Annotated in this window: 22 protein-coding genes; 14 read left to right on the top strand and 8 right to left on the bottom strand. The window is 74.0% G+C overall.

The window, feature by feature from the left end; translation table 11 throughout:
* Window positions 1-5 precede the first annotated feature (5 nt).
* The 7 genes from C5508_RS01985 to C5508_RS01955 all read left to right on the top strand — a co-directional run bounded on the left by C5508_RS01985 (window position 6) and on the right by C5508_RS01955 (window position 7,233).
* A complete protein-coding gene (locus C5508_RS01985; RefSeq protein ID WP_232796854.1) occupies window positions 6-530 on the top strand; it encodes a YceD family protein in 525 nt (174 codons plus the stop codon).
* A gap of 1 nt (window position 531) precedes the next feature.
* Window positions 532-711: a 50S ribosomal protein L32 gene (gene rpmF, locus C5508_RS01980; RefSeq protein ID WP_104523097.1), complete on the top strand. Its 180-nt coding sequence runs from the start codon at window positions 532-534 to the stop codon at window positions 709-711.
* A 19-nt stretch (window positions 712-730) separates the two neighbouring features.
* Window positions 731-1,498, top strand: a complete 768-nt coding sequence (gene rnc / locus C5508_RS01975) for a ribonuclease III (protein WP_104523095.1) — start codon at window positions 731-733, stop codon at window positions 1,496-1,498.
* Window positions 1,499-1,514: 16 nt separating this feature from the next.
* Window positions 1,515-2,405 carry a bifunctional DNA-formamidopyrimidine glycosylase/DNA-(apurinic or apyrimidinic site) lyase gene (gene mutM / locus C5508_RS01970; protein ID WP_104523093.1) on the top strand — a complete coding sequence of 297 codons (891 nt, stop codon included), beginning with the start codon at window positions 1,515-1,517 and terminating at the stop codon, window positions 2,403-2,405.
* Between the two features lie 190 nt (window positions 2,406-2,595).
* Window positions 2,596-2,778, top strand: a complete 183-nt coding sequence (locus C5508_RS01965) for a hypothetical protein (RefSeq protein ID WP_104523091.1) — start codon at window positions 2,596-2,598, stop codon at window positions 2,776-2,778.
* A gap of 107 nt (window positions 2,779-2,885) precedes the next feature.
* Window positions 2,886-6,452, top strand: a complete 3,567-nt coding sequence (gene smc, locus C5508_RS01960; protein ID WP_104523089.1) for a chromosome segregation protein SMC — start codon at window positions 2,886-2,888, stop codon at window positions 6,450-6,452.
* Between the two features lie 181 nt (window positions 6,453-6,633).
* Window positions 6,634-7,233, top strand: coding sequence for a hypothetical protein (locus C5508_RS01955; protein WP_104523087.1), 600 nt, complete (start codon window positions 6,634-6,636; stop codon window positions 7,231-7,233).
* Window positions 7,234-7,248: 15 nt separating this feature from the next.
* On the opposite strand, the gene C5508_RS01950 is transcribed toward C5508_RS01955, so the two are convergent.
* Together C5508_RS01950 and C5508_RS01945 are read right to left on the bottom strand one after the other, a co-directional pair.
* Complete coding sequence (locus C5508_RS01950; RefSeq protein WP_104523085.1) at window positions 7,249-8,061, bottom strand: endonuclease/exonuclease/phosphatase family protein; 813 nt, start codon at window positions 8,059-8,061, stop codon at window positions 7,249-7,251.
* Between the two features lie 12 nt (window positions 8,062-8,073).
* Window positions 8,074-9,747, bottom strand: a complete 1,674-nt coding sequence (locus tag C5508_RS01945) for an alkaline phosphatase D family protein (protein WP_104523083.1) — start codon at window positions 9,745-9,747, stop codon at window positions 8,074-8,076.
* Window positions 9,748-9,822: 75 nt separating this feature from the next.
* Between C5508_RS01945 and ftsY the strand changes: the two genes are divergently transcribed.
* Window positions 9,823-11,016, top strand: a complete 1,194-nt coding sequence (gene ftsY / locus C5508_RS01940) for a signal recognition particle-docking protein FtsY (protein WP_104523081.1) — start codon at window positions 9,823-9,825, stop codon at window positions 11,014-11,016.
* A 4-nt stretch (window positions 11,017-11,020) separates the two neighbouring features.
* Here ftsY and C5508_RS01935 read toward each other — a convergent pair whose 3' ends face one another.
* The 5 genes from C5508_RS01935 to C5508_RS01920 all read right to left on the bottom strand — a co-directional run bounded on the left by C5508_RS01935 (window position 11,021) and on the right by C5508_RS01920 (window position 14,550).
* On the bottom strand, window positions 11,021-11,809 hold the full coding sequence (locus tag C5508_RS01935) for a hypothetical protein (protein WP_104523079.1): 789 nt from the start codon (window positions 11,807-11,809) through the stop codon (window positions 11,021-11,023).
* A 201-nt stretch (window positions 11,810-12,010) separates the two neighbouring features.
* The gene (locus C5508_RS01930; protein WP_104523077.1) at window positions 12,011-12,760 is read right to left on the bottom strand and encodes an energy-coupling factor ABC transporter ATP-binding protein; all 750 of its coding nucleotides are present in this window, start codon (window positions 12,758-12,760) and stop codon (window positions 12,011-12,013) included.
* Complete coding sequence (cbiQ, locus tag C5508_RS01925) at window positions 12,757-13,539, bottom strand: cobalt ECF transporter T component CbiQ (RefSeq protein WP_104523075.1); 783 nt, start codon at window positions 13,537-13,539, stop codon at window positions 12,757-12,759. Before cbiQ ends, C5508_RS01930 begins: the two co-directional genes overlap by 4 nt.
* A gap of 1 nt (window position 13,540) precedes the next feature.
* Window positions 13,541-13,852 (bottom strand): PDGLE domain-containing protein, encoded by a 312-nt coding sequence (locus C5508_RS19755; RefSeq protein ID WP_198597795.1) that lies wholly within the window; start codon window positions 13,850-13,852, stop codon window positions 13,541-13,543.
* Window positions 13,849-14,550 (bottom strand): energy-coupling factor ABC transporter permease, encoded by a 702-nt coding sequence (locus C5508_RS01920; protein WP_198597794.1) that lies wholly within the window; start codon window positions 14,548-14,550, stop codon window positions 13,849-13,851. The genes C5508_RS19755 and C5508_RS01920 overlap by 4 nt, the downstream gene beginning before the upstream one ends.
* Before the next feature lie 213 nt (window positions 14,551-14,763).
* On the opposite strand from C5508_RS01920, the gene C5508_RS01915 reads away from it, so the two are divergent.
* The 6 genes from C5508_RS01915 to C5508_RS01890 all read left to right on the top strand — a co-directional run bounded on the left by C5508_RS01915 (window position 14,764) and on the right by C5508_RS01890 (window position 21,925).
* Window positions 14,764-16,110 carry an ammonium transporter gene (locus C5508_RS01915; RefSeq protein ID WP_104523073.1) on the top strand — a complete coding sequence of 449 codons (1,347 nt, stop codon included), beginning with the start codon at window positions 14,764-14,766 and terminating at the stop codon, window positions 16,108-16,110.
* Entirely contained in the window at window positions 16,107-16,445 is a 339-nt protein-coding gene (locus C5508_RS01910; protein ID WP_104523071.1) for a P-II family nitrogen regulator, read from the top strand. The genes C5508_RS01915 and C5508_RS01910 overlap by 4 nt, the downstream gene beginning before the upstream one ends.
* Window positions 16,446-16,539: 94 nt before the next feature.
* The gene (locus tag C5508_RS01905) at window positions 16,540-18,897 is read left to right on the top strand and encodes a [protein-PII] uridylyltransferase (RefSeq protein WP_104523069.1); all 2,358 of its coding nucleotides are present in this window, start codon (window positions 16,540-16,542) and stop codon (window positions 18,895-18,897) included.
* 95 nt (window positions 18,898-18,992) lie between these two features.
* Entirely contained in the window at window positions 18,993-19,184 is a 192-nt protein-coding gene (locus C5508_RS01900; RefSeq protein ID WP_104523067.1) for a hypothetical protein, read from the top strand.
* A 78-nt stretch (window positions 19,185-19,262) separates the two neighbouring features.
* Complete coding sequence (ffh, locus tag C5508_RS01895) at window positions 19,263-20,843, top strand: signal recognition particle protein (RefSeq protein ID WP_104523065.1); 1,581 nt, start codon at window positions 19,263-19,265, stop codon at window positions 20,841-20,843.
* Window positions 20,840-21,925 carry an amidohydrolase family protein gene (locus C5508_RS01890; RefSeq protein ID WP_104523063.1) on the top strand — a complete coding sequence of 362 codons (1,086 nt, stop codon included), beginning with the start codon at window positions 20,840-20,842 and terminating at the stop codon, window positions 21,923-21,925. The genes ffh and C5508_RS01890 overlap by 4 nt, the downstream gene beginning before the upstream one ends.
* Window positions 21,926-21,966: 41 nt before the next feature.
* Here C5508_RS01890 and C5508_RS01885 read toward each other — a convergent pair whose 3' ends face one another.
* Window positions 21,967-23,316: an LCP family protein gene (locus C5508_RS01885; protein ID WP_232796853.1), complete on the bottom strand. Its 1,350-nt coding sequence runs from the start codon at window positions 23,314-23,316 to the stop codon at window positions 21,967-21,969.
* Window positions 23,317-23,550: the final 234 nt, after the last annotated feature.

Raw genomic sequence — 23,550 nt, 5'->3', positions numbered from 1 at the left:
GAGCCATGCAGGAGCTCGACCGCACCGTCCCGGCCCCCGGCGACTGGCGGGTCGAGCTCATCGGCGTGCCGGAGAAGGCCGACGTGCACCTGCAGCTGCGGCTGGAGTCGGTCATGGAGGGCGTCCTGGTCACCGGGGAGATGGACGTACCGGTGGTCGGGTCCTGCGCGCGCTGCCTGGATCCGATCGAGGACACCCTCCGGCTCGCCGTGCAGGAGCTGTACGCCTACGCGGGCAGCACCACGGAGGCCACGAGCGAGGAGGACGAGGTGCGCCGGATCGAGGGCGACTTCCTCGACCTCGAGCCGCTGGCCCGCGACACCGTCGTCCTGAACCTGCCGCTCGCCCCGGTCTGCACCGAGGACTGCGAAGGCCTGTGCGTCGACTGCGGTGAGCGCCTCAACGACCTGCCCGCCGACCACTCGCACGAGATCGTCGACCCCCGCTGGGCCGGTCTCGCCGCGAAGTTCGGCACCCCTGCCTCCTCGTCGGGCACCCCCGGCGAATCCACCACCCCAGAGGAGAACTGACGTGGCTGTTCCGAAGCGGAAGATGTCGCGGGCCAACACCCGCATGCGCCGGTCGCAGTGGAAGGCCACCGCGCCGACCCTGACCCCGTGCCCGAACCGCGCCTGCGGCGAGCTCAAGCCCCCGCACATCGCGTGCCCGACCTGCGGCCAGTACGCCGGCCGCCAGGTCCTCTCCGTCTGATCTGCCCGAGGTAACCGCCGTGGGGACGACGGCCGCCGCTCCGCACCCGTCCGAGGGTGCCGTCGACGGACGTCCCCCCGGCGGGCCCGAGCACGCCCAGCGCTCCGCCGCCTGGCTGTCCGACGCCCTCGGCGTCGAACTGCCCGGCGGCTTGCTGTGGTTGGCGCTGACCCACCGGTCCTTCGCCTACGAGAACGGTGGCCTGCCCACCAACGAGCGCCTGGAGTTCCTGGGGGACTCGGTGCTCGGGCTTGTCGTCACCGACGAGCTCTACCGCAGCCAGCCCGACCTCCCCGAGGGGCAGCTGGCCAAGCTGCGGGCCTCGGTGGTCAACATGACCTCGCTCGCCGCGGTCGCCCGCCGGCTCGGCGAGGGCGGTCTGGGCGCGCACCTGCTGCTGGGTCGCGGCGAGGAGACCACCGGCGGGCGGGAGAAGGACTCGATCCTCGCCGACGCGCTCGAGGCGCTGATCGGCGCGATCCACCTGGGCTGCGGGCTGGACACCGCCTCGCTGATCGTCCACCGGCTGTTCGACCCGCTGCTCGTCGAGGCCGCGACCCGTGGCGCCGGCCTGGACTGGAAGACCAGCCTCCAGGAACTCGGAGCCGCCGCCGGTCTGGGCGCTCCGGTCTACCGGGTGGCCGACGAGGGTCCCGATCACGCGAAGACCTTCACCGCTCAGGTGCTGCTGGCCGACGTCGTCCGCGGCCGGGGCACCGGACGCACCAAGAAGGCCGCCGAGCAGGAGGCCGCCGAGGCCGCCTGGCGCGCGCTGTCCGATGCCTGAGTCGCGGGACTGACCGGTGCCGGAGCTTCCCGAGGTCGAGGTGGTCCGCCGGGGCCTGGAGCAGTGGGTCGCCGGGCGGACCGTGGCGACCGTCGAGGTGCGCCACCCGCGGGCCGTGCGCCGGCACCTCGAGGGCACCGACCACTTCGTGCAGGCACTCACCGGCCGCACGTTCACCGCAGCCTCCCGGCGCGGCAAGTACCTCTGGCTGCCGCTGGCCGAGCAGGACGGCGCACCCTCGGGGCGGGCGCTCGTCGCGCACCTGGGCATGAGCGGCCAGCTGCTGGTGGAGAAGCCGTCGGCGCCCGAGGAGACGCACCTGCGGGCGCGGTTCACCTTCACCGACGGCGGTCGTGAGCTCCGCTTCGTCGACCAGCGCACCTTCGGCGGGCTGACCGTCGAGGAGGCCCCAGATCCCGACGCCGTGCCACCGCGGCTGGCGCACATCGCCATCGACCCGCTGGACGGATCCTTCGACACCGCCGCCTTCGCCGCCGCGCTCCGCCGTCGCCGCACCGAGGTGAAGCGGGCCCTGCTGGACCAGACGCTGATCGGCGGCGTCGGCAACATCTATGCCGACGAGTCGCTCTGGCGCGCCAAGCTGCACGGCACCCGGCCGACGGACAGGCTCACCAACGCCCAGGTCGCCGACCTGCTGGACGGCGTGCGTGACGTCCTGGGGGAGGCGCTGGCCCAGGGCGGGACCTCGTTCGACTCCCTCTACGTCGACGTCAACGGGCAGAGCGGCTACTTCTCCCGGTTCCTCGCCGTCTACGGGCAGGGAGACCGGCCGTGCCCGCGCTGCGGGACGCCCATCCGCCGGGAGCCGTTCATGAACCGGTCCAGCTACAGCTGCCCCACCTGCCAGCCCCGGCCGCGCGCCCGGAAGGCTCCGTCCCGCGGCTGACGCGGCCCCGGGAACCTGACGAGCGGCTCCGGGAACGTGACGAACGGAACACCACCCGGTTCGAGGGGCCCCGCTGCGGCGCCGTTGACCTGCGTGTCCGTGGCTGTCACCCTGGAAAACACCAGACCGCGCCGACCGCACGCCGGGGCGCCGGTCACCCCCTCTCGCTGTCGGAAAGGCCGTCACAGCCATGGCCAAGGCCCTGTTCGGTCACGTCGTCACCTCCACGGAGCTCCGGGTGGTCGAGGAGAACGCCGTTCTCCGTGCCAAGGTCCGCCGGCTGGAGCGGGAGCTCGAGGAGCTCCGTGCCCAGCGCGACGCCGCGATCGCCCACGAGCTGCTCTCGATGACCGGCGACCCCGCACTGGCCTGACGAAGGACCTCGCCGCCCCCCGCCCCTCGTTCCGCTCGGTGCGGGCCCCTACGGCGAGGCCGTCACAGGAGCGGCTCGTCGTCGTTACCCGCGGTTAAGGTTCACCCGTGCACCTCTCGAGCCTCACGCTGAAGGGCTTCAAGTCCTTCGCGTCCGCGACCACGTTGCGGCTCGAGCCGGGGATCACCGCCGTCGTCGGCCCCAACGGGTCGGGCAAGTCCAACGTCGTGGACGCCATCGCCTGGGTGCTCGGCGAGCAGGGCGCGAAGAGCCTGCGCGGCGGCAAGATGGAGGACGTCATCTTCGCCGGCACCGCCGGCCGCCCCGCCCTCGGCCGGGCCGAGGTGACGCTGACGATCGACAACACCGACGGCGCGCTGCCGATCGAGTACACCGAGGTGTCGATCACCCGCCGCATGTACCGCTCCGGGGAGAGCGAGTACGAGATCAACGGCGACAAGGTCCGCCTGCTCGACGTCCAGGAGCTGCTCAGCGACTCCGGTATCGGCCGCGAGATGCACGTCATCGTCGGCCAGGGTCAGCTCGACGCCGTCCTCTCCGGCCGTCCCGAGGACCGACGCGCCTTCATCGAGGAGGCCGCCGGCGTCCTCAAGCACCGCAAGCGCAAGGAGAAGGCGCTCCGCAAGCTCGACGGCATGCAGGCCAACCTCGACCGGCTGGCCGACCTCACCGCCGAGCTCCGCCGCCAGCTCAAGCCGTTGGGCCGGCAGGCCGAGGTCGCCCGCCGCGCGGCCGGCGTGCAGGCCGACCTGCGCGACGCCCGGCTGCGGCTGCTCGCCGACGACCTGGTGCAGCTGCGCGACGCCCTGGACCGCGACGTCGCCGACGAGACGGCGGCCCGCGAACGCCGCACCGTGGTGGAGCGCGAGCTCGCCGTCGTCTCCCGGCGGGAGTCGGAGCTGGAGCGGGAGCTCGCCGCCGGCGCACCGCGCCTGCAGACGGCGTCGGACACCTGGTACCGGCTCTCCGCCCTGGGCGAGCGCTTCCGCAGCGTCGCTCAACTGGCCGCCGAACGGCACCGGCACCTCTCCGCCGCCGCACCCGCCGCCGCAAGCGGACGGGATCCCGATCAGCTCGACGCCGAGGCCGACCGGGTGGCCGCCACCGAGGCCGAGCTGGCGGCCGGGCTCGCGGCCGAGCGGCAGCGGCTGGCGACCGTCGTGTCCGGGCGGGCGGAGCTGGAGTCCGCGCTCGCCGCTGCCGAGAAGGCGTGGGTCGCGGCCGCGCGAGCGCTCGCGGACCGCAGGGAGGGCCTGGCCCGGCTCTCCGGCCAGGTCGCCGCGGCCCGGTCGAGGGTCGGTGCCGGACAGGCCGAGATCGACCGGCTCACCCTCGCCGCGGCGGAGGCCGCCGACCGGGCCGAGGTCGCCGCCGAGCGGCTGGCCGACCGGCGCGGCCAGGTGGCGGAACTGGAGGACACCGACGTCGCGCTGGTGGCCGCCCACGAGGACGCCCTCGCCGCGCACGCCGCCGTCGCCCGCCGGGTCACCGAGCTGGCCGAGGCCGAGCGCGCCGCTGAGCGCGACCGCGCCTCCTGGCAGGCCCGCCGGGACGCCCTCGCGCTCGGCCTCACCCCGGCCGACGGCGCGGCGGCCGTGCTCGGTGCCGGGCTGGCCGGCGTCGTCGGGCCGGTGACCGAGCAGCTGACCGTCGCCGCCGGCGACGAGGTCGCGGTCGCGGCCGCACTGGGCGGCATGGCCGACGCCGTCGTCGTCGAGGGGGTGGCCGAGGCCGCCGCGGCGCTGGACCACCTCACCCGGACCGAGGGTGGTCGCGCCGGACTGCTCGTGACCGGCGGGCTGCCGCCCGTGCCGCGCGACGGCTGGCCGGAGCTCCCGGCCGGTACGCGGTGGGCGCTGGACGCCGTGCAGGCGCCCGAGCCGCTGCGCCCCGCGCTGGCCCGCGCGCTGGAGCGGGTGGCCCTGGTCGCCGATCTCGATGCCGCCGTCGCGCTGATCCGCACCCATCCGCGCGTCCGTGCCGTCACCGCCACCGGTGCGCTACTCGGTGCCGACTGGGCCGTGGGCGGACAGGTGGACGCACCCTCGAACCTGGAGCTGCGCGCCCGCGTGGACGAGGCCGGCACCGAGCTGACGGCCGCGACCGCCCGCGCGGCGGAACTGGCCGAGCAGCTGACCGTCGCCCGCCAGGAGGCGCAGGTCCGGTCGGCCGACGTCGACGAGGCCCTCGCCGCCCGCCAGACCGCCGACCGCACCCGGTCCGCCGAGGCCGCCGCCCTGGCCGAGCTCGGCGCGGCGGCACGGTCCGCGGCGTCGGAGGCGGAGCGCTCGCTGGCCGCGCGGGTGCGAGCCGAGCAGGCACTCGAACAGGCCCTCGAGGCCCAGACGCGACTCGAGGCGCAGCTCGCCGAGGCCGAGGCGGCGCCGGTCGAGGAGGAGCCGCCCACCGAGGAGCGCGACCGGCTGCGGGCCGAGGTCGCCGCCGCCCGGCAGGCCGAGACCGAGGCACGGCTGGCCGTCCGCACCGCCGAGGAGCGGGCACGGGCGCTCCAGGGCCGCGCCGAGTCCCTCCGCCGGCAGGCCCGGCAGGAGCGGGCCGCCCGCGAGCGGGCCGCGGCCGCCCGGGAGGCACGGCAGCGCGGGGCGGCCGTCGCCGCCACGGTGCGCACCGACGCCGACGCCGCGCTCGCCGCGCTCCAGGGCTCGCTCGCCCGCGCCGCCGCCGAGCGGGACGCCCTCGCCTCGGCGCGCAGCGGCTTCGAGGCCGAGCTGCTCGAGATCCGCAGCCGCGTGCGCGCGGCCACCGGAGAGCTGGATCGGCTCACCGACGAGGTGCACCGGGACGAGGTCGCGCGGACCGAGCAGCGGTACCGGATCGAGTCGCTGGAGAACCGGGCGGCGGAGGAGTTCGGCGTCGACCTGGCCACCCTGATCGGCGAGTACGGACCCGCCGCGCCGGTACCGCCCTCGCCCCAGCAGGTGACGACGGCGGAGGCGGCGGGGGAGCCCGTGCCCGAGCCGGTGCCCTACGAGCGGGCGGTGCAGGAGCGGCGGGTCGCCCGCGCCGAGCGCGACCTCGCCACCCTGGGCAAGGTCAACCCGCTGGCGCTGGAGGAGTTCGCGGCGCTCGAGGAGCGGCACACCTTCCTCGCCACGCAGCTGGAGGACCTCAAGAACACCCGCCGCGACCTGCTCACGGTCGTCCGCGAGGTCGACGGGCGCATCCACGACGTCTTCGCCGCCGCGTTCGCCGACGTGGCGCGCGAGTTCGAGCAGGTCTTCGCCACCCTCTTCCCGGGCGGCTCCGGCCGGCTGGTGCTCACCGACCCGGAGAACATGCTGACCACCGGCGTCGAGGTCGAGGCCCGGCCGCCGGGCAAGAAGGTCAAGCGGCTGTCGCTGCTGTCCGGTGGCGAGCGCTCCCTGACCGCGGTGGCGATGCTGGTCGCGATCTTCCGCGCCCGCCCTTCGCCGTTCTACGTCCTGGACGAGGTCGAGGCGGCGCTGGACGACGTCAACCTCGGCCGGCTCCTCGTGCTGGTCGAGCAGCTGCGCTCGACCTCGCAGCTGATCATCATCACGCACCAGAAGCGGACGATGGAGATCGCCGACGCGCTCTACGGCGTGAGCATGCGCGGCGACGGCATCACCGGCGTCATCAGCCAGCGTCTCCGGGAGCTCGAGACCGCGTGATGGCATACGGGGACGTGGGGGCGTTGCTGGACGCGCCGTTGTCCTACGCGATCAAGGGCACGGACGCGTGACGTCCCGGGTCCGGCGGAGCTCCGGTTCCGTGCGCCGCAGATGGCGTCGGGACGATTGGGGTCCTGGCCGGTTCGAGCTGTTGTTCGGTGGCCTTCGGCCGAGGCGCTCGGTGACGGTGGCGGCGCTAACCCTGGTCGGGCTGGCGGCCGCGTCATACCTGCTCCTCGTCCGGTTCCACGAACCGCAGGGCTTCGCGGGAGGCGTGATCGCCTCGCTCCTCGTTGCCATGGGGCAGATCGGCATCGTCGTTCTGGTTGTGGATGCTCTGTCCCGCCGCGACCAAGAGGCGCGAGACCGCAAGCAGGCGGAGATCCGACTGAACGCCTCCATCCACGGAGCACTCGCCATCGTCGCGAACGCGTACGGGGTGAGGAGACCCATCTACAGCCCTGCAGATCAGATCCTCTCGGCGATCCACCTGTCCAAGCGGAGGCAGCTCACGTCGCTCACAGGGCAGTTGGAAGACGTGCTCGGTGCGGCCTTCACCAGCAAGAACGGGACCCTTGCTTTTCCCTGGGAAGCGCGTGATGCCCTCGAGGATCTTGCTGAGGCGTGCGGTGTCTTGGACGAGGACGTCGTCGCGACCGCGCACCACCTGGCAGGAGCGTGGGGGGCGGATCAAGCGTGGATCGTCGTGAACGGTACTGACTACCTACCCCGCGACATCGCCTCGCTGATGACCCTGATCAGTCGCCTCGAACGTCGCTGATCGCGCTGCCGAGGCTCAGACGCCGCTGCGAACCTCGAGGTCGACGATGAGCGGCAGGTGGTCCGAGGCGCCGTCGGCGTCCAGGACAGAGGCGCCAGCCACCGCGACCCCGGAGGACACCCACACCTGGTCGATGCGGCGGTGCGGGGAACGCGCGGGATGGGTGTTCCCCGCCTCGGCCTGCCAGAACTTCCAGCCGGCCTGGTCGTCGCGGGCCCGGGCCAGCTTCCAGGCGTCGGTGAACCGCTGGCGCAGCGCGTCGAGCTCCGGTGCGTCGGGCTCGGTGTTGAAGTCCCCGACCAGGACGCCGGTGTCCATCGGCTCGGTGTGCAGGCCGGCCAGGGCCTCGACCTGGGCGGCGCGTTCCTCCGCCGAGCGGGTGGTCAGGTGGGTGGCGGTGATCCACAGCGCGCCGCCGTCGAGCTCCACCATGGTGCGCAGCGCGCTGCGGGGCTCGCCGCCGCCTGGCAGCGGGTGCACGTCGCTGATGAGGATCGGCAGGCGCGACAGCAGCGCGTTCCCGTACTGCCGGTGCGGCTCCCCGTGCGGTGGGCGCTCCTCGCCGCCGCGGTCGATCGCCGGGCCCCAGGCCAGCTGCATGTCCAGCGCCCGGGAGAGCAGCACCGCCTGGTCGACGTCCTCGCTGCGGGCGCCGAACCGCCGGTCGACCTCCTGCAGGCAGATGACGTCGGCGTCCACCGAGGCCAGCAGCTTGGCCAGCCGAGGCAGGTCGTGACGGTCGTCCTCACCCACGCCGTGGTGGGTGTTGAAGGTGACCAGGCGTACGGGGATCGGTGGCTGCTCGGGACCGGGGGCCGGCTTCGTCACTCCTCCACCCTCTCAGGCGTCGGACAGCGGCTCGTCGAGAACCTGCCGGAGGTGCTCGTCGCCCTGTTCCGACACCGACAGCAGGAACCGGGCCTGCCGGCCGCTCAGCACCAGCTCGCCGATCTGGTTGCCGAAGTAGGGACCGGCCTTCTTGTCCCACTCGAGATCGGTGGGTTCCGCCTTGACCAGCCGCACCAGGCGCTCGGTCCACCGGCGCGCCGTCCGGCTCCAGCCGATCCGAAAGCCGACGCGGATGGGGTGCGGTGCCTGGTTGTGCAACGGCGACACCGTGAGCTGGTGCACGCGGGCCTCGAGCCCGGCCGGGCGCACCAGTTCCGCGGCGTAGGCGTGGTGGACGTCGCCGGAGAGCACCAGCGCGGTGGCCGGCGCCCGGCCGTGCTCGCCACGGGCGACCGAGGCCAGCGCCGCGCCCAGCCGCTCGAACGAGTGCCCGAACGCCGACCAGTGCTCCAGGTCGGCCGCCTGCCGGATCGTCTCGGCCAGGCGCCCCCGGAGCTTGCCGTGGTGGCGGACGTTGAGCGTCTCGTTCCACCGTTCCAGGTTGTGGATCGCGTGGGGCAGCAGCCAGGGCAGCGAGGTGCCGACGATGAGGTGGTCGACGCCGTCCTCGACGGCTCGCCGCATCGCGGTCTCGACCCAGGCGAACTCGTCCTCGTCCAGCATCCGGCGGTGCTGTTCCTCCAGCACCCTCCCGGCGCGGCTGTCGACCATGATCAGCCGCACGTCGCCCCAGTGCCGCACGAAGCTCCACCGGATCGTCGCGGGCTCGGCGTCGGCCAGCTCGGCCATGGCGCGCAGCATCGGCTCGGCATCGCGGGTGGGGTCGTCCGCGCTCAGCCCCTGGATCGCCCGCCAGGTCCGGTCCTCCGCCAGCTCGTGCGGGCTGAGGTTGCCCAGGTGCTGGTAGACCCAGTAGCTGACCAGGCCCCCGGTGATGCGCCCGCGCCACCAGCGCTTCTGGGAGACCGTGGCCCGCCACGCCGCCGACGTGTTCCAGTCGTCGATCATCTCGTGGTCGTCGAAGATCATCGAGGAGGGGATCGTCGACAGCAGCCACCGCACCTGGGGGTCGCTCCAGGACTCGTCGTAGAGGCGGGTGTACTCCTCGAAGTCCGCGACCTGGTCGCCCATTGCCCGGCGCTCGGTCTTCGCGTCGCGCCGGCGGTGGAGCTGCGACTTCGTGTGCGCGGTGAGTTCGTCGGCGTACACCTGGTCGCCGAGCAGGACGAGGGCATCGGGCCACTGGTCCTCCGGTTGGGCCGCGACCCGCTGGGCGTAGAGGTCCAGCGCGTCCGGCGGAATGCCCTCCGAAGCCTCGACGGTCCGCGGGCTGGCGTACCGGCACGAACCGAAGGCGAGCCGGAAGGGGCCGGCCCGGCCGGGCGTGCGGATCCGGCTGGGCGGGAACGCGGAGTCCTCCGGCGGCCAGACGCGCGTGCCGTCCAGGTGCACCTCGTACGGGGTCGCGCTGCCGGGCTCCAGGTCCTCCACCACGACCAGGGCGTAGTGGTGGCCGGCGACCGAGAAGGTGCGGGCCCGGCGGTCGAGCACGGTCACCTCGCAGGGCCGGTCGACCTCCACCCAGAGCGTCGCGGAGACCGGGTCGACGTGCCGCAGCAGCGGTCCGAGGAGCAGGGCCGGGGCGGTCCGGTCGGGGTGCGACATGACTACAGCCTGGCGCATGTGTGTCGGCGCCGGGCCGCGCGTCCCCGCGAGCCCCGGACTGGAAGACTCGCGGGCATGGAATTCGTGCTGATCGCCATCGCGATCCTGGTCGTCGCGCTGATCACCGGGATCAGCCTCCTCGTCGGCCGCGGGCGTCGGACGATGCGGCTGGAGGACGACGACGCGGCCGGCACCACGCTGACCCGCCCGCGACCGGTTCCACCGACCTCTCCGGCGCCGGCGCCTCCCACCGACCAGCCCGACGCGGTCGTGGCGGACGCGCCGCCGGCGGTGGAGCTGCCCCCGGCCCGGCCCGAGCCCGGCCTGGTCTTCGACACCCCGCTGCCCTCGGCCGGCCGACTGGTGCGGCTGCGCTCGCGGCTGGCCCGCTCGCAGTCCTCGCTCGGCCGCGGTCTGCTCACCGTGCTGGCCCGCGAGAAGCTCACCGAGGACGACTGGGAGGAGGTTGAGGAGACCCTCCTGGCGGCCGACGTCGGCATCGCGGCCACCACCCAGATCGTCGAGCGGCTGCGCACCCAGTCGATGGTGCTGGCGACCGCCTCCGGGGCCGACCTGCGCGAGCTGCTGGTCAACGAGCTCACCGCCGTCCTCGGCCCCGACCTGGACCGGACGCTGGGCACCGACCGGCACGAGGGGCGGCCGGGCGTGGTGCTCGTCGTCGGGGTGAACGGGGCCGGCAAGACGACGACCGTGGGCAAGCTCGCCCGCGTGCTCGTCGGGGACGGCAAGAGCGTGATCCTCGGCGCGGCCGACACCTTCCGCGCGGCCGCCGCCGACCAGCTGGAGACGTGGGGGGAGCGGGTCGGCGTGCTGACCGTGCGCGGCCGCGAGGGCGGCGACCCCGCGGCCGTGGCCTTCGAGGCGGTGCGCACCGGCGTCGAGGCCGAGGTGGACACCGTCGTCGTCGACACCGCGGGCCGGCTGCACACGAAGTCCGGGCTCATGGACGAGCTGGGCAAGGTGAAGCGGGTCGTCGAGAAACAGTCACCGGTGACCGAGGTGCTGCTCGTGCTCGACGCGACGACGGGTCAGAACGGCGTCGTCCAGGCCCGGGTGTTCACCGAGGCCGTCACCGTCACCGGCGTCGCGCTCACCAAGCTCGACGGCACCGCGAAGGGCGGCATCGTCGTCCGGGTGCAGCAGGAGCTCGGCATCCCGGTGAAGCTGATCGGCCTGGGGGAGGGCCCGGACGACCTCGCGCCGTTCGAGCCGCGCGCATTCGCGGAGGGTCTCGTCGGCGAGGTCTGACCGGTCAGCGGCAGACCGGCACGTCGAAATCGGTGTTGTGCAGCGTGGGCTCGCCCTTCACGTCGCCGTTCATGAACGAGTTCGCCGGTGACCACCGGCCGGCCCACTCGCCGGAGTCGACGAGGTACCAGAACCCGTCGGGCGTGACGCTCGGGATGCTCGGCGCGTAGTAGCGGCAGCGGACCTCCACCGTGGTGTCCGGCGGGATCGGCTGCGCCTGCCCCTGCAGCGTCCGCGGATCGGCGAAGGTGTTCGCCCCGAGGCTGCCGGTGGTCTCAGGGCGGAGCCGGCCGTCGCCGGTGCTGGGCAGGGGTGGGATCGGGTCCGGGCCGTCTTCGCGCAGCAGCAGGGCGGTGGTGCCGCCGGCCGCCAGCACGAGCAGCGCCGCGGCGGCCGCGACCCACCTGCGTCGCCACGAGGCGCGTGCCGCGGGCGGGTCCTCGCCGGCCGGTGCGGCCTCGGGCGCGGGTTCGACGGCGTCCTCGACCGGCGCGGCCGGTCCGGAGGCGGGACCGCAGGTCTCGACCAGGCGCGGAGCACCCGCCGCCTCGGGATAGCCGGGGGAGTTCTCCAGTGCCCAGGCGTCGAGCTCGCGCACGGCACCGGTGACGGCGTTGCGCGGGTACCGGCCGCGGCACCAGTTGTCCAGGGTCCGGGGACTGACCCGGTTGCCCGATGTCCGGGACAGCTGGTCACGGCCGCCGTGGGCGTTGACCAGCCAGACGATCTGCCGGACGAACGGGTCGTCGGCCGGGTTGCGATTCCCGTGCGCGTCCGTCGTCGTGCTGGACATTCGTCCCCGTGTTCCGGAACCCCCCGCGACCGGCGCAAGTTACCGCAAACCCGGAACTGCGTCGCCCCTCAGCGGCGGCATCGCGCTCATCCTGAGGAGCCGCTCCGTCCCTGACCACGGCGGGGCGGTCCGGTGCGCGGACGGGGCATTGCCGGGGCGTCCGGGGGGCGGCAGCGCTACGGGGGCGCTGCCGCCCCGCGCTCAGCCGGCCGGGCGCGGGGTGAAGCCGTAGGGCAGCTCCAGCCGGTGGGCGGCCAGGAGCGGGGCGTCGGCCAGCACCTCGTGCGTCGGGCCGTCCGCGACGACCACGCCGCCGTCGAGGATCACCGAGCGCGGGCACAGCTGGGCGGCGTAGGGCAGGTCGTGGGTGACCATCAGCAGGGTCACCGGCAGCTCCTCGAGGACCTCCGCCAGCTCCCTGCGGCCGGCCGGGTCGAGGTTGGACGACGGCTCGTCGAGCACGATGATCTCCGGCCGCATCGCCAGCACCGTGGCCACCGCGACCCGCCGGCGCTGACCGAAGGACAGGTGGTGCGGCGGGCGATCGGCGGCGTCGGACATGCCCACCCGGTCCAGCGCCTCGGCGACCCGGACGGCGACCTCGTTCTCGGGGAGCCCGAGGTTGCGCGGCCCGAACGCGACGTCCTCGCCGACGGTCGGCATGAACAGCTGGTCGTCGGGGTCCTGGAACACGACGCCGACCCGCCGGCGGATCTCGGGCAGCGACCGCTTGTCCGCCTCCAGCCCGGCGACGGTCACCCGGCCGCGGCCGCCGCGCAGGATGCCGTTGAGGTGCAGCACCAGCGTCGTCTTGCCCGCGCCGTTGGGCCCGAGCAGCGCGACCCGCTCACCCCGCTCGATGCGCAGGTCCACGCCGAACAGGGCCTGGTGCCCGTCGGGATAGGCGAAGGCGAGGTCCTCCACCAGCAGGGACGGCGGCGGAGTGGTCACCCCGCCAGCATCCCCGCCGCCAGCACGCCGGCGGCGGCCAGGGGCAGGGCCAGGGCGACGGCCCACGAGTGGGCGTCGACGGTGGGTGCCGGGCCGGTGGGCAGGCTGCCGGTGTACCCGCGGCTGAGCATCGCCAGGTGCACCCGCTCCCCGCGCTCGTAGGAGCGGACGAACAGCGCTCCGGCGGTAGCGGCCAGGACGCGCAGGCCGCGGAGCCCGCCGCCGGTGAAGCCCCGCGACTCGCGGGCCACCCGCATCCGGTGCAGCTCGGAGCCGACGACGTCGGCGTAGCGGATCATGAACATCAGGATCTGGACCAGCAGCGAGGGCAGCCGCAGCCGCTGGAGACCGCGCAGGAGGGCACGGGGCTCGGTCGTCGCGGCGAGCACCGTCGCGGCGAGGATCGACAGCGTCGCCTTGGCCAGCAGCCCGCCGCCGGCGGCGAGGCCGCTCTGGGACAGGGCGAGGCCGAGCACCTCGACGCGGGGTCCGCGGGCCACGAAGGGCAGCAGCACGGCGAACGCCACGAAGGGCACCTCGACGACCAGCCCGCGCAGCAGGCGCCCCGGGCCGACCCCGGCAACCGCGGCGGCGCCCAGGACGGCGACGAGGTACCCGGCGTAGGCGGCGGGCGCCCAGGGGGCGTGGACGGGAGTGGCGACGACGACCACGGCGAACGCCAGGACCGCCACGAGCTTGGCATGCGGCTCGAGGCGGTGGACGACGCTGTCGCCCGGCAGGAAGCGGGCGGTCAGCGCACCCCCGTGGCCCGCTCCCACGTCAGTTCTTGCCGGCGGGAGTGCCGCGGCGGCGGACCAGCCAGGTCACGCCCCCGGCCAGGCCCAGGGTGACCAGCACGCCCACGACGCCGGAGGCGCCCGCGGACAATCGGTTCTCCTCGCCGTTCCACAGGTAGTCGGCGAACGGTGAGCCCGCCGTCGCGCTGCCCTCGGCGGTGTGTGCGAAGCCGGCCTGCTCGGCGGCCCACTCGAGGCCGTCGGGGGATCCGCTGGCGTACCAGCTGACGATCCCGGCGACGGCCAGGGCGACGACGACGCCGACGATCCACAGCGTGCGGCCGCGGCTGGTCATCGGGCCGCTCCCGCCGCGGTGGGCCGGCGGTCCTGGAGCGCGGCGGCGGTGCGCAGCCCCTGCGCCCCGTGCACGAGGTCGGGCCGGACGGCGAGCACGGCACCGACCACGGCGACGGTGATCGCGGCCTCGCCCAGGCCGATGAGCAGGTGCACGCCGGTCATCGCCGAGGCGACGGCGCCGAGCGGGAGGTCGACCGCGCCGCCGAGGGCGAAGAGGCCCACGAAGGTCAGCGCCGCGGCGGGCACGGAGAGGAAGGCCGCTCCGCCCGCGGCGGTCAGCACGCCGGTGCGGGTGCGAGGGAGCACGGCGGCCAGCCCGCGGAACACGCCGTAGCCGACGAGCACGGCGAGCAGGCCCATCAGCGTGACGTTGGTGCCCAGCGCGGTGAGACCACCGTCGGCGAAGAGCACGGCCTGCACGAGCAGCACCGCCGTCATGCAGAGCAAGGCGGTCCACGGCCCGACCAGGACGGCGGTGAGCACCGCGCCGATCAGGTGGCCGCTGGTGCCCGCGGCGACCGGGAAGTTGATCATCTGGCCCGCGAAGACGAACGCGGCGGTGAGCCCGGCCAGCGGAGCGGTCCGGTCGTCGAGCTCGGCGCGGGCCCGGTTCAGAGCGAGCGCGACCGTGCCCGCGGCCAGAACTCCGGTGGAGACGGAGGTGGCGGGGTCGAGGAAGCCATCGGGGACGTGCACGACGTCGACCTTATTGCACATCGTTTGCAACTGGCGCCTCCGGGAGCCGGGAGAGGCCCGCGCAACACCCCCGCAACGAACCAGCCGGACACGCGCCGCGGAGTTCACCGCACCGAAACGTCGGGTCGCCGTCGCCGGAAACACTGCACCGGCACGGTGAACACCACTCGACGACGGGTCGGCTACGGCCCCGGAACACTGGAGGAGGTTGCCGTGGTCAACACCGGCGACACCGCCTGGGTGCTCGTCAGCGCCGCTCTCGTGCTGCTGATGACCCCCGGCCTCGCGCTCTTCTACGGCGGCATGGTCCGCGCGAAGAGCGTGTTGAACATGATGATGATGAGCTTCGGGGCTCTGGCGCTGATCAGCGTGCTGTGGGTCCTCTACGGCTACTCGATCGCCTTCGGGGACGACGTCGGTGCCGGCCTGCTCGGCGATCCGTCGCAGTACTTCGGGCTCACGGGCCTGATGGAGGACGCCACCGGCGAGGAGGGCGGCCTCCCGGCCATGGCCTTCGTCGGCTTCCAGGCCGTCTTCGCCATCATCACCGTCGCGCTGATCTCCGGCGCCATCGCCGACCGGGCCAGGTTCGGTGCGTGGATGGTCTTCGCGGGCGTGTGGGCGACGATCGTCTACTTCCCGGTGGCGCACTGGGTGTTCGACTTCAGCCTGGACGAGCACGTCGGCGGCTGGATCGCGAACAACCTGGCGGCCATCGACTTCGCCGGTGGCACCGCGGTGCACATCAACGCCGGTGCCGCGGGCCTGGCGCTCGCCCTGGTCCTGGGCAAGCGACGCGGTTTCGGCCGTGAGGCCATGCGCCCGCACAACCTGCCGCTGGTCATGATCGGCGCCGGCCTGCTGTGGTTCGGGTGGTTCGGCTTCAACGCCGGCTCCGCCCTGGCCGCAAACAACACCGCGTCGGTGGCCTGGGTGAACACCCTCGTCGCCACCGCGGCGGCCACGCTCGGCTGGCTCCTGGTGGAGAAGGTGCGCGACGGGCACTCCACGTCGCTGGGCGCCGCGTCCGGTGTCGTCGCCGGTCTGGTCGCCATCACCCCGGCGTGCTCCGCCGTCTCGCCGGTCGGCGCGATCATCCTCGGGGCGATCGCCGGTGTGCTCTGCGCCCTGGCCGTGGGCCTGAAGTACACGCTGGGCTACGACGACTCCCTCGACGTCGTCGGCGTCCACCTCGTCGGTGGCCTCTGGGGCACGATCGCCATCGGCTTCCTGGCCGACCCGGACGCGCCGGCCGGCGTCGAGAGCGTGTTCTTCGGCGGCAGCGCCGACCAGCTGTGGCGCCAGGTCGTCGGGGCGGCGGCGGTGCTGGTCTTCTCCTTCGTCCTTACGCTGGTCATCGGCTGGGTGATCCAGAAGACGATGGGCTTCCGGATTCCCGAGGAGGACGAGATCACCGGTATCGACACCGTCGTGCACGCGGAGTCCGGCTACGACTTCGCCTCGCTCGGCAGCAGCGGTTCCACCGCACCACTGGCCGGCCAGGCGCGCGCCACCTCCACCGACAGCCTGGCCCGCAACACCGAGAGGACGCTGGCATGAAGCTGGTCACCGCGATCGTCAAGCCGTTCAAGCTCGACGACGTCAAGAACGCCCTCGAGCTGATCGGCATCGCCGGTCTGACCGTCAGCGAGGTCCAGGGCTTCGGCCGTCAGCGCGGCCACACCGAGGTGTACCGCGGCGCGGAGTACCAGGTGGACTTCGTCCCCAAGGTCCGCATCGAGGTGGTCGTCAGCGAGCTCGACGCCGCCCGGGTGGTCGACGCCGTCGTCGAGGCCGCCTCCACCGGTCAGATCGGCGACGGGAAGGTATGGGTGACGACGATCGACGAGATCGTGCGCGTCCGCACCGGAGAACGCGGGGAGGACGCGGTCTAGACCGAGCACTCCGCGTCGGCCGGGGTGGTGGGAACGTCCACCGCCCCGGCCGACGTCCTTCCCCCATGACGGTGCTGTAGGCGAGGAGGACGTCGTGCTGGACACCGAGGCGCTGCCGCGGATGAGCAGGGCCGAGCGGGTCGCGGCGCTGGACGCCTGGCTGGCCGGGCTGCTCGCCGATGCCGTCGGTGGGACGCCCCCTCCGAAGGCCCGCCGCGGAGGACTGCCGCCCCGGACCGGGACCGACGGCCTGGCCCTGGTGGCGGTCGGCAGTCTCGGGCGCCGGGAGCTGCCGCCGCACGGTGATCTCGACCTGGTGCTGGTCCACGACGGCCGGCCGGAGATCGCGGCGATCGCCGACGCGCTCTGGTACCCGGTGTGGGACGCCGGGCTCCGACTCGACCACTCCGTCCGCTCGGTCGCCGAGGCGGTGTCGGTCGCCTCGACCGATGCCAAGGCCGGGCTGGGTCTGCTCGACGCGCGGCTCGTGGCCGGCGACGCCGAGCTCGCCGGCCGGCTGCGCAGCGCCACCCTGGCCAGCTGGCGACAGCACGCCTCCCGGCTCCTGCCGCAGCTCCGCGACCTGCGGCGGGAACGCGCCGCCCGGCTCGGTGAGCTGGCCTTCCTGCTGGAGCCCGACCTCAAGGAGGCATACGGCGGGCTGCGGGAGGGGCAGGTCCTGCGCGCCGCGGCCGCGGCCCAGGTGGTCGACGAGCCCAGCGTCGAGGCCGAGCAGGCCTACGACTTCCTCCTCGACGTGCGCGACGAGCTGCGCGCCCGCAGCGGGCGGCCCGGGAACGTCCTGGTCCGGCAGGAGCAGCGGCCCGTCGCCGAGGCCCTGGGACTGGCCGACGAGGACGACCTCCTGCGCGAGGTGAGCCTGGCCGGCCGGCGGCTGGCCTTCGTCGCCGACGAGACCTGGCGCCGGGTGGAGGCCGCACTCGTGCGGCGTCCCCGAGGCCGCTACCTCCGCGTACGCCGCGAACCGCTGGCCGACGGCGTCGTCCGGCAGGGCGACGAGGTGGTGCTCGCCCGCGACGCGCGACCGGCCGCCGATCCGGGCCTGGTGCTGCGCGCCGCCGCGGCGGCCGCACGGTCCGACCTGCTGCTCTCGCCGTACACGCTCAAGGTGCTGGCGGTGCACAGCCCGCCGCTGCCCGAGCCGTGGCCGCCGGAGGCCCGCTGGTCGTTCCTGCGGGTGCTGGCCAGCGGCCGGTCCGCGGTCCGGGTGCTCGAGCAGCTGGACCAGGAGGGCCTGCTCTCCCGGTTGCTGCCCGAGTGGGACCGGGTGCGCTCGCTGCCGCAGCGGCACCCGTGGCACCGGTTCACCGTCGACCGCCACCTGGTGGAGGCGGCCGCGGCGGCCAGCGAGCTGACCCGCGACGTCGACCGGCCCGACCTGCTGCTCGTGGGGGCGCTGCTGCACGACATCGGGAAGGGCTACCCCGGCGACCACAGCGTGGTGGGGGAGCCGGTCGCCGCCGGGATCGCGACGCGCATGGGCTTTCCGCCGGCCGACGTCGCCACGCTGGCGACGATCGTGCGCCACCACCTGCTGCTGCCCGCGACGGCGACCCGGCGCGACATCGACGATCCGGCGACCATCGAGCGGGTCGCCGACACGATCGGCCGCGACGCCTCGGTGCTGCAGCTGCTGCACGCCGTGGCCCAGGCCGACGGCGCGGCCACGAGCACGTCGGCATGGTCGCCGTGGAAGGCGCACCTGGTGGCGGCGCTGGTGGCGCGGGTGCAGGGGGAGATCGGGGGGATCGCCGTCGAGGAGCCCGAGCCCGTGCTGCACCCGACCGCGCCGCAGGTGACCGCCCAGGTGGCCTCGGGCCCGGTGACCGTGGGCATCGAGGACGTGGCCGACGGCCAGCAGGTGACCATCGGCGCACCCGACCGGTCCGGGCTGCTGAGCACGTGTGCCGGCGTGCTGGCCCTCAACCAGCTCGACGTCCGCGCCGCCAACATGACGGTGGCCGACGGCTACGCCACCGGGGTGTTCGCCGTGCGCCCGCGCTTCGGCCGGGCGCCGGTGCCCGAGATCCTGGCCGACGGCGTCCGCGCCGCGCTGGACGGGACCCTGCCGCTGGCCGAGCGGCTGCGGCAGCGCGAGGCCGACTACCGGCAGGACGGCCGGGCCGCGCCGCCGCGGATCTCCTGGCACAACGCCGAGGTGAGCGGGCTGGCCACCGGCATCGTCGAGGTGCGGGCCGGCGACCGGGCCGGGCTGCTCTACCGGCTGACGGCCGCGATTGCGGACGAGGGGCTGGACGTGACCGGTGCCCGGATCGAGACCCTCGGCGGCGACGCGGTCGACTGCTTCTACGTGGCCGATCCCTCGGGCTCGCCCGTGGACGCCAGGCAGCGCGAGCGGGTGGACTCCGCGCTTGCCGCGGCGACCCGGGGCGGCGGCGCGGTGGCGGTGGGGGCCGACACGCCGTCCTGACCTACGGCGTTCTGTCAGAGGTGCGTGCGACGGTCGGAACCGATCGGGACGGAACGGTCCCCTGCTTTGAGATTCGTCGTCGAGAGGAGCGCCTCGTGGACAGCCGCCAGTGGCCCTGCCCCGCCTGCGGGGAGGACACCGACTTCGTGCAGCCGCCGTGCGTCGACGGTCACACCGAGGACGGCGCCGAGTGCCCGGAGTGGGCCTGCGCCGACTGCGGCACCGCGATCGTGACCGGCGACGCGGCCGTGCTGCCGGTCGTCGTCGCCTCCGCCCGCGCGGCCTGAACGGTCCGGGCGCTCCCTCGTTAGGCTGGGAGTCAGGTGGCGCGGCGAGCCCGCGCCCGTGACTGCTGAGGACGTGCTGTGTTCGAGACCCTCTCCGACCGCCTCGACAAGGTCTTCACCGGCCTGCGGGGCAAGGGTCGGCTCTCCGACGCCGACATCGACGCCACTGCGCGCGAGATCCGCATCGCGCTGCTGGAGGCCGACGTCGCGCTGCCGGTGGTCCGGGCCTTCATCGACGCGATCAAGCAGCGCGCCCGCGGCGCCGACGTCTCCCAGGCGCTGAACCCGGCGCAGCAGGTCGTCAAGATCGTCAACGAGGAGCTCATCCAGATCCTCGGTGGCGAGACCCGCCGCATCCGGCTGGCCAAGCAGTCGCCGACGGTGATCATGCTGGCCGGTCTGCAGGGTGCCGGTAAGACCACGCTCGCCGGGAAGCTCGGTCGCTGGCTCAAGGAGCAAGGCCACACCCCGCTGCTCGTCGCCGCCGACCTGCAGCGCCCGAACGCGGTCAACCAGCTCTCGATCGTGGCCGGCCAGGCCGGTGTCGACGTGTTCGCCCCGGAGCCCGGCAACGGCGTGGGCGACCCCGTGCAGGTGGCCCGCGACTCGATCGACCACGCCCGCCGCACGATGCACGACGTCGTCGTCGTCGACACCGCCGGCCGGCTGGGCATCGACGCCGAGCTGATGCAGCAGGCCGCCGACATCCGCGACGCCGTCCGGCCCGACGAGACCCTGTTCGTCGTCGACGCGATGATCGGGCAGGACGCGGTCAACACCGCGCAGGCCTTCGCCGACGGCGTCGGCTTCTCCGGCGTCGTCCTGACCAAGCTCGACGGCGACGCCCGCGGTGGTGCGGCGCTCTCGGTCCGGCACGTGACCGGCCAGCCGATCATGTTCGCCTCCACCGGCGAGAAGCTCACCGACTTCGACGTCTTCCACCCCGAGCGGATGGCCTCGCGCATCCTCGGCATGGGCGACGTGCTCACGCTCATCGAGCAGGCCGAGAAGACGTTCGACGCCGACCAGGCCGAGCGCATGGCCGGCAAGCTCGCCTCCCGCGAGGGCTTCACGCTCGAGGACTTTCTCGAGCAGATGATCGCCATCCGCAAGATGGGGCCGATCGCGAACCTGCTCGGCATGCTGCCCGGCGCCGGTCAGATGAAGGAGCAGCTCAAGCAGCTCGACGACCGGGAGTTGGACCGGATCACCGCGATCATCCGGTCGATGACGCCCGAGGAGCGGGTCAACTCCAAGGTCATCAACGCCTCGCGGCGGGTGCGCATCGCCAACGGTTCCGGGCGCAGCGTCACCGACGTCAACCAGCTGCTGGAGCGGTTCGCGCAGGCCCAGAAGATGATGAGCCAGATGGCCGGCAGCATGGGCCTGCCCGGCATGGGCCCGATGTCGAAGAAGCAGCGCGGCCGCCAGCAGCAGGCGCAGGCCGCCCGCGGCAAGGGCAAGAAGGGCAAGGGCGGCAAGCCGAAGGGCGGTCCGGCCCGGCGGCCCGTGGGCGCTCCGGGCCTGCCGCCCGGCGGCGGCTTCCCGGGTGGCGCCAACCCCTTCGGCGGAGGGGTGCCCGGGCTGCCGCCGGGTCAGGGGCTGCCCGACCTGAGCAAGCTGAACTTCGACCAGTTCAAGGACCAGCAGGGCAAGTGAGCGGACCCGCGCTCCACCTCGCCGGTGTGGTGCTCCCCCAGGGGGAGCACCGCGATGTCTGGGTGCGCGAGGGCCGGTTCACCTTCGAGCCGGTTCCGGGCGCGGAGACCGTCAGCCGCGGCGGCTGGCTGATCCCCGGCCTCGTGGACGCGCACTGCCACGTCGGGATCCTGCGCGGCGGCGGCCACGCCGAGGACCTCGCCGAGGCCCGCGCGCAGGCGCTCACCGAGCGGGACGCCGGAGTGCTGGCGCTGCGCGACTGCGGATCCCCGGTCGACACCCGGGCGCTGGACGACGAGCCGGACCTGCCGACGATCATCCGGGCCGGACGGCACATCGCGCGCACCCGCCGGTACATCCCGGGCCTGGGCGTCGAGATCGAGCCCGAGGACCTCGTCGAGCAGACCCGCATCCAGGCCCGGCGCGGCGACGGATGGGTCAAGCTGGTCGGTGACTGGATCGACCGCTCCGTCGGTGATCTCGCTCCCGAGTGGCCGCCCGACGTCGTGGCGGCGGCGATCGCGGCCGCGCACGAGGAGGGCGCGCGGGCCACGGCGCACACCTTCGGCACCGACGCCCTGCCCGCCCTGATCGAGGCGGGCATCGACTGCATCGAGCACGGCACCGGGCTCACCGAGGAGCTCATCGGCGAGATGGCCCGCCGGGGCACCGCCGTCGTCCCGACCCTGGTGAACGTGGAGAACTTCCCCGGCTTCGCCGAGGCGGGGGAGAAGAAGTTCCCCACCTACGCCAGCACGATGCGGCGGCTCTACGCGCACTCCGGTGCCGTGGTGCGGGCCGCCTACGAGGCGGGTGTGCCGGTGTTCGCCGGCACCGACGCCGGCGGCGGGATCGACCACGGCGTGATCGCCGACGAGATCCGGGCGCTGTGCGAGGCGGGCATCCCGGCCGAGGCGGCCCTGGCGGCAGGCTCCTGGAAGGCGCGGGAGTGGCTGGGGCTGCGCGGCATCGAGGAGGGCGCGCAGGCCGACGTCGTGGTGTACGAGACCGATCCGCGCGCCGACCTCGATTCGCTACAGCGACCGCAACGAACGATCCTCCGCGGGCGCGTCGTCGGCTGAGGCCGTTCCCTACAGCCGCTGTACGTTCCGGCAGCTGGCTCTCAGTAGATGCAGCCGGTGTCCGCGGCGGTCCGGGCCTCGTCCCCGGCCGCCGGGTCCGCTGGTGCCTCCGCGTCCGGAGCCTGCCCGATGCCGTTGAAGTCGGAGCCCAGGACGAGCTGCACGGTGCCCGGCGTCGCGTCGTCGGTGACGGTGAGGACCGCGCCGGGGACGACGGCGGCGAGCCCGGCGGCCAGGGCCTCGTCGCCGGCGGCGTGCCGGATCTCGGTCTGCTCGAGGTCGGAGGAGGCGGCGTTGCCGGCCGAGACGACGGGAAAGCCACCCGCCTCCAACTCGTCCCGCGCCGACGCGGCGAGCCCGCTGATGCCCGATCCGTTGAACACCGCGACGAAGACCTCGGACGGGTCGGCGGGCTCCGGCGCCTCGGCCTCCGGCGCCGACTCCTCGGGCTCGGCCGACAGGCCCGCGAAGAACCGGTGCAGCGTCTCCTCGTCCTCCAGCTCCACGATCGAGCGGCCGTCCTCGTCGCGGCCGTCGGGGTTGGCGATCGGGATGGTCCGGAACTCGATGGCCTCCGCGGTGACCGACTGCATCTGCTCGGCGAGTTGCAGCAGGTCGAGGTTCCTGTCGACGGTCAGCGACTCGGCGGCGGCCTGGACGAGCTCCCGCTGCTTGCCCAGGTCGAGCAGGACCTCGTCGGAGAGCATCTTGCGGAGCACGCCGGCGATGAAGACCTGCTGGCGCACGATCCGGTCGATGTCCACCCGCGGCAGGCCGTGCCGCTGCCGGACGAACTTGAGTGCGTCGGCCCCGCTGATCGTCTGCTTGCCGGCGGGGAAGACCGCGCCGGAGTAGAAGGAGTCGTCGACCGCCTCGCAGAGGTTCACCTCCACACCGCCCACGACCGAGGTCAGGTTGAAGAAGCCGAGCAGGTCGACCTCGGCGTAGTGGTCGATCTGCAGGCCGGACAGCCGGCTGATCGTCTGGACCAGGAGCTGCGCGCCGGCCGCCTGCCGCTGGTTCTCCGGCGCCGAGTCCTCCATCCCGTGGTAGCCGTAGGAGTAGGCGGCGTTGAGCTTGTCCTCGCCGTGGCCGGGGATCTCCACGTAGGAGTCGCGGGGGAACGAGACGAACGAGGCGCCCGACCCGTCGGCGGGCACGTGCACCAGGATCATCGTGTCGGTGTTGACGCCGGAGTCGGTGCCGGCGTTGAGCTCCGCGAGCTGCTCCTCGGTGAGGTCGCTGCGGCTGTCGTTGCCCACCAGCAGCAGGTTCAGCGCCTCGCCGTCGCCCTCGTTCCCCTCACTGGGGATGGCGTCGGTCCGGTTCACCGTCGCGTCGGCCACCTGGCCGAGGTACCAGCCCCAGCCGGAGCCGGCGAGGACCGCCACCGACAGCAGGCCGGCGACGACGCGGCCGATGACCGCGGCCCGGGGGCTGCGGCGAGCGGACGACGGCCGGGCCGACGGCGCGGGACGGGCGGGCGGCGCGGGACGGGCGGGCCGGGCGCCGGCTCGGGATCGCGGCGGCAGCCCGGCGCGCGGGTCAAGCCTCGGGGGCCGGGGCCGACCAGCGGGTTCGGCCTGCTGGTCGCGGCATCCGCTCACGGTGCATCGATTCCGGGG

The sequence above is a fragment of the Blastococcus atacamensis genome (assembly GCF_002938425.1).
GTDB classification, from domain to species: Bacteria; Actinomycetota; Actinomycetes; order Mycobacteriales; family Geodermatophilaceae; genus Blastococcus; species Blastococcus atacamensis.
This window is presented reverse-complemented; position numbering and strand designations above follow the sequence as displayed.